This is a genomic window from Sphingobium baderi, assembly GCF_001456115.1.
GTDB classification, from domain to species: Bacteria; Pseudomonadota; Alphaproteobacteria; order Sphingomonadales; family Sphingomonadaceae; genus Sphingobium; species Sphingobium baderi_A.
Genome location: NZ_CP013264.1, coordinates 3,405,246 through 3,417,587 on the forward strand (window position 1 = coordinate 3,405,246; position 12,342 = coordinate 3,417,587).

General features: G+C 61.0%; 8 protein-coding genes and 1 other RNA gene. 2 read left to right on the forward strand and 7 right to left on the reverse strand.

The annotated features are described in order from the left end of the window. Nucleotides 1-21: 21 nt before the first annotated feature. On the reverse strand, nt 22-1,299 hold the full coding sequence (locus ATN00_RS16630) for a cytochrome P450 (RefSeq protein ID WP_062066568.1): 1,278 nt from the start codon (nt 1,297-1,299) through the stop codon (nt 22-24). A gap of 9 nt (nt 1,300-1,308) precedes the next feature. Next, nucleotides 1,309-2,103 carry an SDR family NAD(P)-dependent oxidoreductase gene (locus ATN00_RS16635; RefSeq protein ID WP_062066571.1) on the reverse strand — a complete coding sequence of 265 codons (795 nt, stop codon included), beginning with the start codon at nt 2,101-2,103 and terminating at the stop codon, nt 1,309-1,311. A 225-nt stretch (nt 2,104-2,328) separates the two neighbouring features. Here ATN00_RS16635 and ATN00_RS16640 point away from each other — a divergent pair, with 225 nt between their 5' ends. Continuing rightward, nucleotides 2,329-4,674, forward strand: a complete 2,346-nt coding sequence (locus ATN00_RS16640; RefSeq protein WP_197413611.1) for a TonB-dependent receptor — start codon at nt 2,329-2,331, stop codon at nt 4,672-4,674. Nucleotides 4,675-4,699: 25 nt separating this feature from the next. On the opposite strand, the gene ATN00_RS16645 is transcribed toward ATN00_RS16640, so the two are convergent. Further along, nucleotides 4,700-5,632, reverse strand: a complete 933-nt coding sequence (locus tag ATN00_RS16645; protein ID WP_062066585.1) for an AraC family transcriptional regulator — start codon at nt 5,630-5,632, stop codon at nt 4,700-4,702. 246 nt (nt 5,633-5,878) lie between these two features. On the opposite strand from ATN00_RS16645, the gene ATN00_RS16650 reads away from it, so the two are divergent. Next, nucleotides 5,879-6,541 carry an EthD domain-containing protein gene (locus ATN00_RS16650; protein WP_197413612.1) on the forward strand — a complete coding sequence of 221 codons (663 nt, stop codon included), beginning with the start codon at nt 5,879-5,881 and terminating at the stop codon, nt 6,539-6,541. 104 nt (nt 6,542-6,645) lie between these two features. On the opposite strand, the gene ATN00_RS16655 is transcribed toward ATN00_RS16650, so the two are convergent. The 4 genes from ATN00_RS16655 to ssrA form a co-directional block, all read right to left on the reverse strand. Further along, nucleotides 6,646-9,330, reverse strand: coding sequence for a TonB-dependent receptor domain-containing protein (locus tag ATN00_RS16655; protein WP_062066591.1), 2,685 nt, complete (start codon nt 9,328-9,330; stop codon nt 6,646-6,648). 89 nt (nt 9,331-9,419) lie between these two features. Beyond that, nucleotides 9,420-11,015: a hypothetical protein gene (locus ATN00_RS16660; protein ID WP_062066594.1), complete on the reverse strand. Its 1,596-nt coding sequence runs from the start codon at nt 11,013-11,015 to the stop codon at nt 9,420-9,422. A 252-nt stretch (nt 11,016-11,267) separates the two neighbouring features. Continuing rightward, nucleotides 11,268-11,651, reverse strand: coding sequence for a hypothetical protein (locus ATN00_RS16665; RefSeq protein ID WP_062066597.1), 384 nt, complete (start codon nt 11,649-11,651; stop codon nt 11,268-11,270). Between the two features lie 297 nt (nt 11,652-11,948). Continuing rightward, nucleotides 11,949-12,308: a transfer-messenger RNA gene (ssrA, locus tag ATN00_RS16670) on the reverse strand. Nucleotides 12,309-12,342 lie beyond the last annotated feature (34 nt).

Below are 12,342 nucleotides of genomic sequence, written 5' to 3' on the forward strand. Positions count from 1 at the left end.
TTCTAAATCTCTGTATCGGTATCAGTGCGTCAGCATGGGTACCATAAGCGGCGCCAATTCCCCCGTGAGGCCGCTATAGGCAGGGCGAAATGCGCTGTCGGCCAGCCGCATATCCGGAAATCGCCGGATCAGGCCGGACAGCGCCGTCCGCAATATATATGTCGCGAGCCTCTGACCGATGCAATGATGGATACCGGTGCCAAAGGTCAGCATGGACCGGTTGTTGCGGCGGATGTCGAAGCGGAACGGGTCTTCATGCTCGGTCGGATCGAAGCCTGCCGCCTGCGCCGAAACATAAACGGGCATATGCCGGGGAATGCGGGTTCCGCCGACTTCCGTATCCTCAGTGGCGAAGCGTACGAAAGAGGTAATACCCGGTCCATGAAAACGCAGGCATTCGCCGACGGCCCCGTCAATCAATTGCGGCTCCTGCCTGAGCAGTTCCAGTTGATTCCGATTGCGGCACAGCATCATGATGCCGCCCGCCAGCGTGTTCGCGGTGGTACCGATGCCTGCCGTCGCGATCGAATTGATCTGCCCGAACAGCTCGGCATCGGTCAGCGACTGGCCATCTTCCTGCGCGGTGATGAGGCTGCTGATAAGGTCAATGCCGGGGTCTGCGCGACGGCGGCGCACGATGTCGTCGACCGCTTCGCGCACCGCCAGCCCGGCGTCGATGAAGGATTGGGGCAGCGGCTCGCCCGCGACATAGGAGGGAAGCTTATTCATCTCCTGCTGCATCGTAACGAATATGGCACAATGGTCGGGCGTCAGCTTGAAGGATGCCTCCAGCATGACGCGGGTAACGAGATCCTCGGCAAAATCCTTCATGGCGTCGAAGGCCGGGCCGATCCGCGCGATCCGGTCCAGCTTTTCGGCGATGATCCGATCCGCATCGGCCTTCAGCGCCTCCATCCCCGCGCGGGTAAAGGACGGATTCATCAATTTGCGGATGCGGTTGTGGCGTGCACCGTCCATCTGCAGCACGCTTTCCAGCCCGCCGAACATGTCGAGTATTTCATATCCCTCGCGGCGCGGCACCTCGACCGTGAAGCGCGCCGAATCGAGCCATACTTCCCGCACGTCCCGCGCCCGCCCACACATTACCGACAATATGCCGTTCTGCCGTATGTAGAAAGGACGACGCATGCTCCAACTTGCAACAAGACCGTCGAGCGCATTTTGCCGCAACGTCTCGCTGCCCAGCGACAACGGAAAATAATTGCCCGGCTCTAGTTCATCGAGCGTCGCCACCGACACATCGCGGGGCGGCGGCGGAGCGGTTTCTGGCAGACTCATCCCTTTCCCCTATTCTTCATCGGGTAGATCAAGCGACCAGCTTGCGCCATTGATGTGGCTTCCCCCATCGGCGAACAGCGTATTGCCCGTGACATAGCGCGCATCGTCGCTCGCCAGAAACAGGGCAACGCCGGCAATATCGTCGTCGGGATCGCCCAGTCGACCCATGGGCGGCGTCGGCAGCTTCGCCGCCAGTTCAGGGCTGGACTCGGCAAAGGTACGGAACGCCGTCGTGATCGCGGCGGGGCAGATGATGTTCGCACAAATCTGATAGGGCGCCCATTCGCGGGCGATGCTGCGGGTAAGGGCGCGCAACCCTTCTTTGCCGACATTATATTCCAGCGTGCCGGTATGGGCGTTGACGCCGTTCAGAGAACAAATGCTGATGATCCGGCCCCAGCCTTTCGATCGCATATGGGGCAGCGCCGCCTTCGCCGCCCAGAAGGCCGCCCATATGTTCATGGACAGGCCGTATTCCAGATCCGCATCGTTCTTGTGCTCGGCACGCTTAAAGACGCCACCGCCCCACGCGTTGTTGACCAGAATATCAGCTCCGCCAAAGCACTGCACGGCGGCGTCGATCATGCCTGCGACATCATCCTTCCGGCGCACGTCGGTCGGTACGAACAACAGTTCGCCGTTAGTCTCCGCGGCGATTTCCTTCACCGCGGACTGGCCCAGCCCAGAATTGATCTCGGCGATGACCACCTTCGCCCCTTCGCGGGCGAACCGTCTTGCAATACCCTTGCCGATACCCTCGCCCGCGCCGGTGACGATCGCCACCCTGCCATCCAGACTGCCCATATGTCACCCTCCGCGCCGGGCACGGCCCCGCACGACCTTGCCTTCCTTCTTTTGTCTTCTGTTTGAAGCCTAGGATGGGCGGGATCGTATCGCCATCATCGCGTGTTGATCAATCCGCCAGTTATCCATGCCATTCGTCCGCCCGGCTTGGCGGGGCCCCGATATTGCGTCAGGTCGTGTCCGATAAGGAGCCTGCCAAAAAGGTCAGGCCGGATGGAGGATGCAATGAAATCAGGGAAATTCAGGGCCATATTTTGTTCAACGCTCGGCATGATGCTGGTCCCGATGACCACGTTCGCGCAGGATGCCCTGCCGCAAGGGGACGCAAATCAGAGCACCGGGCTCGCCGATATCGTCGTCACTGCACGCCGCTCGACCGAAAATGCCCAGAGCGTGCCTGTCACCATCACCGCGCTCGACGCCCAGGGGCTGCGCGATGCACAAATCCGGACGCCACAGGACCTGCAAGCCTCCGTGCCCGGCGTCTTTCTTTCGGGCAGCAGTTCCCGCGCGTCGCCCATGTACGCCATTCGCGGCCAGTCGCGTCCCCTGAGCGGCAATGGCGCGCCAGCGGTCGTCACATATTTCTCCGACGTTCCGCTGCCGACCTATGTCAGCGCCGTTCCCCAGTTCGACCTCCAGTCGATTCAGGTGCTCAAAGGCCCGCAAGGTACGCTGTTTGGCCGCAACACCAGCGCGGGTGCGGTCCTCCTCTATCCACAAGCACCCACCTATAATCTGGAAGGCTATGTCGAGGGGACGATCGGCAATTACGATCTACGCACGCTGGAAGGCGTGGTGAATGTGCCGATCTTAGAGGGCAAGGTCGCGCTGCGCCTGGGCGGACTGATGGAGCGGCGCGATGGCAACATCAAGAATATCGACACCCGGTTTCGCGATCTGCAGAATCTGCACAGCAATCATCTACGCGCCTCGCTGCTGCTCGAACCGACCGACTGGCTGAAGAATACGACGATTTTCGATTATAATCGCCAACCCTATTCCAAGGTGTCGGCAACCGGCACCGTGCTGGTGTGGGCCGATCCCAACGACCCCTATCTGTCGGCCCAATATGAAGCGCAACGGAAACGCGGTTTCTTCACCTCCGGCTCGAACTTCACCACCAGCGAGGGCTATACGACCTATGGCTTGAGCAATAAGACGGAGATCAGCATCGGCAACATCACCCTGACGAACATATTCGGGCTGCGTCAGGTCAAGTTCGCCACCGACAATAGCGGCGACGCCGTGCCGCTGAAATATGTCGATTCCCTGCAGGTCATCGGGTCCCGCCAATATAGCAATGAAGTCCAGTTGGCAGGCGATGGGCTGGGCGGGCGCCTCAAATGGCTGGTCGGCGGCTTCTTCCTCGACGCCAAACCGCGTGGCCCAAATACGCTGGATACGGACATCTTTCGCGACGTATTCGCGCCGGGCCTGCTGCCCAACACGCCGTCCAGCTATGCCTTCAATAGGGAAAAGAGCAAGGCGCTGTTTGCAAACCTTTCCTACCGACTCGACGCACTGCTCGATGGGCTGACCGTCAATGCAGGCGCGCGCTACACATGGGATAAATTCTATCTGTGTTCCGGCACCGGCGAATATGATCCACCCTATAGCTATACGCCAGACGACTGCCCCGGCGTCATTCCCGAAGGCAGCGCGATTGCGGGCAAGAGCAGCAAGCCGACCTGGACCATAGGGCTGGACTATCAGGCCAATGAAGATCTGTTCTTCTTCATCACTTCCCGTCGGGGGTATAAGGCGGCAGGTCTCAACGGCCCCAGTTTCGGCACAGGCCTGAAGCCGCTGCAAGGTTTCCGGCCCGAAATCACCACCGACGTCGAACTCGGCGTCAAATCGACGATCCGCGCAGGCGGCGCGCAAATCCGCCTGAACGGGTCGGTCTTCCGCAGCTATGTGCGCGATCTGCAGCAGACCGTCTCCGGCGTATCCACCGGCAATTTCGCGGGTATCGGCCTGGCCTGCACGGCACCTGATTTCGAGCCTTTCCTGGATGGCGACTGCGATCCGTCGAACGATCCGCAGGGCACTGTGCTGACCATCAATGCGGGCAAGTTGCGGACTACCGGCGTCGAACTGGAATCGGTTATCGCCCCCACCCGCAACCTGACCTTGACCATGGGCGCGACCTTCATCGACGCCAAGGTGACATCTTTCAGCGTGCCCGCCATTCTTGCAGCGGTGGCGCCTCCCAATCTGGGCACCCTCTATACGCCCAAGCGCACCTTTTCCGGCGATGTGCGCTATGTCCTGCCGCTGGACGAGCGCATCGGCGAAGTGGCGCTCAACGCCACCTACTACACTTCGTCGAAATTCGACATGGTGGGCTATACGGCCAATGGCTATCAACTGGTCAATGCGCGGCTCGACTGGAACAATATAGCGGGCAGCCAGGTCAGCGCAGGCATTTTCGCGCGTAATCTGTTCAACGCAAAATATGTGTCCGGTCCAGCGATCACAGCGGTCGGCCTACCGCTTACTTCAGTGATCGTCGGCGATCCGCGCGCTTATGGTCTGGTTTTGCGGGTCGGCTTCGGCCCGCGGTAATAAGGGGGGCGATTCGCGGGGCCGTTCAGGCGGTCCCGCGGGCGTCGCCTTTCATCCGTGTTTCCGTGCGATAGCGCCCCGGCGACACACCATTGCGTCGGCGAAAAGCGCGGGCGAAGGCGACATCGGTGCTATAGCCGCAACGATGGGCGACCGCCGCCAGCGCCAGCGGGCTGCGGGCAAGCAGGTCTCGCGCCAGTTCCATCCGCCGTTCCAGCAGATAACGGGCCGGTGTCTGACCGGTGTATTCCGCAAAGCGCACGGCAAACAGGGTTCGCGACATGCCCGCCACCCGCGCGAGCGACGTTACCGTCCAGGCTTTGGCGGGGAACTGATGGATGGCGTGCAGGCTGGGACCGATCCGGACCAGTTCGGGATCGGTCAGCGCGGGCGTCGTCTTCATGCTAGTCAGATATTGCTGGATGACGCCGATCAAAACCACTTCCACCAGGCGGCGGTCAATCGCGGCATTGCTAGCCCGGTAACAATGGCGTCGATCGACGATCAATCGAGACAGCCGCAACTGCCATTCCCATTCGTCATCCTGCGCCTGCCCGCGCCTGACGGTCAGATGCGGGGGCAACATCTTCAGCAACAGACTGGCGCGGTCCATATCCATGCCATAATGCACCCTGCCGAGCAGACAGCCGCCACCGATCGCCGTGACATGCATCAATTGACGCGGCGTCACCAACACGAAATCGGCCTGCCGCAGCATTTCCACCTCGCCATTGCCGCTGCGAAGCTCAATGTCGCCCTCAATGACGAACAGCCCCGTAAAATCCGGGTTCGCAGCGCAAGTCAGTTCCTCGCCGTCGTCCAACTGCACGACGTCATAGCTGCTATGGTTCAGGCGGATATTTTCCAGCAGATCAGCCATCGGGTCCGATACCAGCCTGCCGTCGACCAGCGGTTCTGATTCGGACCTGAAGCTTGTGAGCGGATCAACTTCTTCCATCAGTCCTCCCCGGCTTCAATGTTGCCCGATCATCTCAAACGCCGCCGTATGGTCACCTGTCTTTGGTGTGGCGGCAGCCGCCGTCTTGGACGGTTGATCAGAGTTTCGGTGCGATCGATCCATCCATGGCGATGGTTGCAGGCCCCAGCAACCGATAAGGTCCAAAGGGAAATCAGGGAGATGCCCATCATGCGGACCAAGATCAAGCTATTGTTCAAATTGAACGAGGGTATCGAAGCCGCCCGATTGCGCGCGCCTCTGGAGGCGGAGATCGCCCGGCTGGAGGCCACGCTCGGCGTACCATCCGCCATCACTGTCGGCAAGGCAGTCGCGGACCCTACCCTGCACATTATCGCAGCGGGTGCTTTCGATGCTTCCGCCGGCCCCTATGACGTAATGCTGGAAATCATTCCGCCCGAAAACAGTGTGGATAAGGCAGTGCAGCTATTGACGGGGCTATCCGGCCGGCTGGCAGATTTGATTGATAGGGAAAAATCCGCCGCACTGTCAGGGGTCGAGCATGTCATCCTGCCCGGCGAAGGCCAGACGTTCGTCCTGATCGCAAACCGGCGGCTCCCGCACCTAACCCATCAGCAATTTATTGATTATTGGTTTGGTTTCCACGCGGACTTTACCCGCACCCATACGCCGCCCGAAATCGGCATGCGCTATCGCCAGTTTCATACCAACGTCGCCCGGACGGAGGCCCTGCTCGCTGCAACCGGCTTCGGGGTGGGAGATTTCGATGGCGCGGCAGAATGCCATTATCCCGATGAAGCATCATTGCGCGACCTGATGGCGCTCACCGAAATCGTCGATGAAGCGACCGAGGACGAGGTCAAATTCGTCGATCATGAGCGGTGCGTGACTACCGTCTTCACCCCCTCGACAGATTTCAGTATTCTGTGAGGTCGGTACTTGCAATGATACGGGTTTAATATCTCCCCTATTCTCCCAACAGGAAGCATATCGGACGGCGGGGGGAAGCCAGTTCCGCTCCCGCCGTCCACGCATCAGAACGCCACCGTCAGCGATGCCGCGATGGTCGTGCCGACCTTATATCTGTTGTAGAACACCTTGTTGCCGTCCAGTTGCTGGACCTCCTGATATTTCCGGCCGGTGATGTTGCGCGCTTCGAACTTGAATTCGCTGTTGATCGCATTGAACAGCTTCACGCTCTGCCGCGCCACGAAGTCCAGCGTCAGGCCCGGTTTTTCCTTGATGTCCGGTTGCAGATTGGGGCCGCGGCTGGTGACGCGCGGGCTGGCATAGGTCAGCAAGAGCGTTTGCTGCGAAAGCCTGTCGGTATCCTCCAGCCCCAGTTGCAGGTTCACCAGATGATCCGACTGTCCCGTCATCGGCGCGCCGTCGACGAAATAGTCCGTCGCGGCGGGCAGCGGCCCGGTCGTGTAGCTATAGGGAATGGTCGTGTCGTCCGCACCGACCTTCAGCTTCGACTGGGTATAGGTATAGTTGCCGATCAGGACGACGCGGCGGCTCTGGAAGAAGGGCGAATTCCACCCGTCAAGCGGCAGATATTTCTGCGCCTCCAGTTCGAAACCGTAAAGCGTCGCTTCCGGCGCGTTGGCGAAGCTGGTCGTGACATCATATTTGTCGTTGATGGTGGTGTAGGTTTCGATCGGATTGTCGATCTTCTTGTAGAAGGCCGCCGCCGTCAGCCGCTCGTCGCGTCCCATATACCATTCGGCGCGGATATCCGCGTTCCACAGTTCGCTGTCCTGCAGGAAGGGATTGCCGCGATAGAAACGGTTGGCGTCGGTATCGACGAAAGGCTGCGCGATCAGTTCGCGGAACTGCGGCCGGGCGATGGTCTTGGAGCCGCTGAGGCGGAATTGCAGACCCTTGGAGGCCTCGAAGGTGATGGTCGCGGCGGGGAGCCAATATTCCTTGCGGATGCGGTTCACCGGCTCGGTGCCGGTGTTGTAGACATCCACGCCGGTGACGGACTGGTTGCCCTTTTCAAAGCGTACGCCCCCATCGATCAACAGGCCCGGCACGATTTCCGCCCGCACCTGCCCATAGCCCGCATGGACCCGCATCGCCGCCTCATAGACCGGATAATTGCCGGAAAAATCCAGCAGCGTCAGGTCGAAGAGCTGGATCGTCGCGTCCGACAGCAGATAGTCCGGCCGCTGCTGCTGCACCGGGATCGGCAGGTTGGTCGCATCGAAATGCAGCTCATAGCGGGACGAGGTGCGCTTCGTGTCGCTGAAGGCATAGCCCGCCGTCAGCGTCAGCGCGGGCGAAACCTTGTAGCTCAGGTCCGCGCCCGCCGACCACAGATCCTCATTGAGGTCGCTGAAGGTGATCGACGCATCACCGCGCTGGCGGTTGAGCGCATTGATGAAGCGGTCGCCCACCGGGTCAACAGTCAGGTCGCGGTTGCTCCGCACATAGACGAACTCGCGCTCATAGGGCGCCTCGCGCTGCGAATTGGCATAGCCGCCGCGCAGGTCGAGGCTGAGACCGTTGCCCAGCTTGAACTCCCCGACCAGTTGCGTGTCGATCAACTGCCGCTCATACCAGGCGGTGTTCTGGTGCATGTAATCCGCGCCCGCGATCGCGCCGTCATTCTGGCCGATCGAAAGCGCGCCGCGCTTCAGCGTGTCGCGGATATAGAGGTTGGTCCAGCGGATCTTCTGCTCGCCCAGTTCCAGCCCGACGCCCAGCAGACCGTTGACCGTCACCTCATTGTCGGTGGTGATCTGGTGGTATGTCTTGCCCGCGGGCTGCGTCAGGTCGATGGACGCCTGCTGCAACGCGTCGCGCGTCCGCCATTTATTGCTGTAGGACATGGTGGCGATGACGCCCAGCCGCCCGTCGCTGCCCACATCGACGGCCGTGCCGCCATTGATAGAGCCGGAGAAGTTGAATGGCAGGCTGTTCGTCCGTTGCAACACGGACGTCTTGGCGTTCAGGAACTGCATGGAGATATCCTGAAGGTCGCCGCGCTCCATATTGGAGAAGGGCACGCCGCTCTTGAGCGCTTGGCGTAGCAGCGGCGGAACATCGCGCGATCCGTCGTCGAAGCCAGTCCAGTCCGATTTGGCCCCATAATAGCTATAGCCCGTCTGACCGGATGTTTCGGTATTGGCGGAACTGCCGACGCCGATTTCCAGATAGCTTTCGCTCGGGATCGCCTTGGTCGTCAGGTTGATGACGCCGCCGCCGAACTCGCCGGGGAAGTTGGGGGAAAAGCTCTTCTGCACCATCGTCGAGGCGATCACGCTGGTGGGAAAAATGTCGAGCGGCACCACGCGCTTGAGCGGTTCGGGGCTGGGCAGCGGCGAACCGTTGAGCAGCGCCAGCGAATAGCGGTCGCCCAAGCCGCGCACATAGACATAGCCGCCCGACACGACCGACAGGCCGGTGACGCGCTGGAGCGATCCGGCGATATCGCCTTCGCCCGTGCGCTTGATGTCGGCGGCGGACAGCACGTTCACCACCTGCGGCGCGGCCTGCGACACGTTGCTGGTGCGGCGGCCGGTGACGATGATGTCCGAACCGGGGATGGAAACATCCACCCGGTCCGCCTCGGCATCGGCTTTTTCGCGAGCGCTGGGCGTTTCGGGCCCGGTGGAAGGCGCGGTATCGGTTTCAGTCTGGGCCATCGCCATCGGGGCGACCAGCGCAGAGGAAATCAGGAGCAGGCGCGCCAGATTGAGCGGCTTCGACATGCGGTTGTCCCCCTCTTGGGAAAATATCTGCAAATAAGGCGGGGAAGCGCCTCGGCACGCTCCCCCGCCCCTGTTGGTTTCAGGATAGATCAGGTGGTCGGGATCGCGGTGCAGGCGCCGCTGGACGTGCCGAAACTCGCGCTCACCGAATTACATGTCCAACCGGCATACCAGGTGTCGTTGCTGTCCTTGACCGCGCCGATATAGTTAGTGGTCGTGAACGCGGCGTCGATCGTCTTGGGGTCGATCGCGGTGACGGCGGTTTCGGTTGCGCCGTTGATGAACAGGCTGGTCAGCGACGGCGTGTATGCGAAGCTGCTGTTCGCGCCAGCCGTGAAGATCGACTGGACCAGCGCATCAGTGACACCCGTGCCGGTGCCCTTGAACGGCGTCGCATTGCACTGCATCACGACGGACAGGTAACGGGGCTTGCCCGCATCCTCCAGCGCGCTGTCGGCGTCGCGGACCGCCGCCGCGCCGTTGATACGCAGGCAGCTTTGTTCCGGACTGACGATGATGCCGTTGATGAGCGCCAGATCGGCGCCGCCGCGCAGCAGCATCGACGCGCCATCGTCGCCGGTGTTCGACCGCTGGATATGGGTGAAGTTGGCGACCTTCAGATACTGGCGGGGCAGCGCGTCCTCGCTGGCGTTGCTGGCGGTCGTCGAACCGTTGGAGTCCGTTTCGAGGAAGGTGTCGCCGATATTGGCGTTAGCCCTCTGGGCGGAAATGATGAACTGGGCCGTGCCGCGGAAGCCGACATCGGTATCCAGATTGTCGTCCTCATTGCCGGTGAAGACCAGATATTTAAGGTGCGTCGACCCGCCGAAGATTTCGATGCCGTCGTCGGAGCTGTTGTGCACCTGGATATGGTCGATCTGCGTGCCGGTGCCGACGCCCGAGGGGGTGAGGCCCTGCAATTCCTTGCCGTCCGACAGGACGAAGCCGGAATAGCGGATCTGCACATAGCTCATGCGGCCCGAATTGTCGGCGTCATTGGCGCCGCCATAGATCGCCCCGCTCGTCCCTTCCGTATCGCGTTCGCACGCCACCGTGCCGGGCGCAGCGCCGCCGGCGGCGCAATCGGTGATCTTCGCGCGGCCCAGCAGCACGATGCCGCCCCACTGTCCCGACGACTGATCGTTCGCGTTGCCCAACACATTTTCACGGCTGGTGAAGACGATGGGCTGCGACACCGTGCCGACCGCATTGATGCGGTTGCCGCGATTGACGGCCAGGAACGCGCTACCGGTATTGGCAAAGACGACCACGCCCGGATCGATCGAAAGCGTGACGTCCAGATTGTTGCTGGAAGCGCCCTGGTCCGTGCCGACATCGACGCGGCCGGGCAGCGAATAGATCACGCCTGCGACCTTCGGGACGGTAACGGAAGAGCGGAAGCGCGTGGGGAAAGAACAGTTGAGCCAGGTGTTCCCGCTCTTATCGGAAATTTCCCCGATCTTGGTGAACTGATCCGAACCAGTCAGCGTCGGGCAATCGGACGCGGGCGTCACGCCGGTCGGCGTGGGGGTGGGCGTTGGCGTGGGGGTCGGTGTCGGCGTGGGCGAGGGAATGACGATCGTGCCTTCGCCGGGCGAGGCGATGTCGTCGGCGCCGCAAGCGCCCAGCGCCGCGCAGGCGCAGCTCGCCATCAGGATGGTGTGAATACGGTTGATCTTGGCCATGTCGTCTCCGCTCCGGCGTCTGCCGGTTTATGTTGCAATGCGGAGCGCAGGGGATTTTCGAATCGGACAACGCCCCCTGTCGCCCTCGAAGGCGGCAGCTAGGCGCGTCGGATGACAGGGACATTTTGATTTGATGACGAAACGGCGTCTTTGAAATGACAGTTCGATGACCAGCCACCCGCCGGAACGGAAATGGGAGCCATTCCCGAAGGAAACGGCTCCCATCGACAGGGCGCGATTTTTAACCGCCGTTCAACGCATGGCGTAGCTCGCCTGCAACTTGCCCAGTGCGCGCCGGGCGATGTCGCGTGAGGATTCCTCATTGCCGTTCGCCAGGACCAGCAGCGATTCCGGCGCGAACCGCGCCGCCTTATAGGCATCGCGCGCATCGCCCATGCGGCCCATACCGGCATAGGCATTACCCAGATTGATGAGCCGGGCGGGATCGTTCGCGCCATCGGGCATCGGAGTCTTCAGCTTGCTGGCGGCCTTCTGGAAATCGCCCGACATCAGCGCATTGGCGGCCAGCCCGCCGTCGGGCACGCCGACGACCACAACCTCATCGGGCGCCGCGAGCGCGATACCCGGCGCCGTGGCGGCCAGCGCGAGTCCGATTACCGCAGCGACCTTCAGCATCTCTATTCTCCCAAAAAAACTTTCCATCATAGCCGGAATTATTTCACCTTCATGACGTCCGGGCAATAGTGTGCGAGATACCGAAAAAGCATTTTTATATGTTTAATTACAGATAGATATCATTATTTCTTCAATGTGTCATAAAAGTGTAATCGAATAGATTCGCCTTTTTACTTCCGATTCGAATCGGGAACGCACATGTAAATGAACCGCCCGGACCGAGCATCCAGACAGTCGAAACAGCAGGAAATGGGAATAGTCCGGAGGGTTCTGTTGCCCGGCCCCTCCGGCGGCCGCTGAATTCCCTTCTGTTGCCCGGTGGGTTCAACCGCGTTCTTTTTGGGTAATGTCAGGCCGTGAGGCCATCAATTACGCAGCAAGAGCAAGAGCCTCGTTATCGTTGGCACTTGTGAGTTTTGAACATTTTTACGGCGTACTCAGGCCGGGTGAAGGCATTCGCTTTTCAACACACGTCGATCCTAGTTCGGCCCCGTCAGACACCCCGTCCAGCCCTTTCAAAGGCCACCGGGATATGTGGTGGAGCCGCCGGGTACTGCCCCCGGGTCCGCTGCGCCTATTGCACGACACGATTTATCACCATAGCCGGGCGAACCCGGCACGTCCTATATGGAGCGCGCCGGCCGCTTTATCAAGCGGTCCAGCAGGCAGCCATGCAGGAGAAGGCAAAGAT

Coding starts and splice junctions, on each gene's coding strand:
- ATN00_RS16640 (WP_197413611.1), top strand. CDS start 2,329: ATGAAATCAGGGAAATTCAGGGCCATATTTTGTTCAACGCTCGGCATG.
- ATN00_RS16645 (WP_062066585.1), bottom strand. CDS start 5,632: ATGGAAGAAGTTGATCCGCTCACAAGCTTCAGGTCCGAATCAGAACCG.
- ATN00_RS16655 (WP_062066591.1), bottom strand. CDS start 9,330: ATGTCGAAGCCGCTCAATCTGGCGCGCCTGCTCCTGATTTCCTCTGCG.
- ATN00_RS16635 (WP_062066571.1), bottom strand. CDS start 2,103: ATGGGCAGTCTGGATGGCAGGGTGGCGATCGTCACCGGCGCGGGCGAG.
- ATN00_RS16660 (WP_062066594.1), bottom strand. CDS start 11,015: ATGGCCAAGATCAACCGTATTCACACCATCCTGATGGCGAGCTGCGCC.
- ATN00_RS16665 (WP_062066597.1), bottom strand. CDS start 11,651: ATGCTGAAGGTCGCTGCGGTAATCGGACTCGCGCTGGCCGCCACGGCG.
- ATN00_RS16630 (WP_062066568.1), bottom strand. CDS start 1,299: ATGAGTCTGCCAGAAACCGCTCCGCCGCCGCCCCGCGATGTGTCGGTG.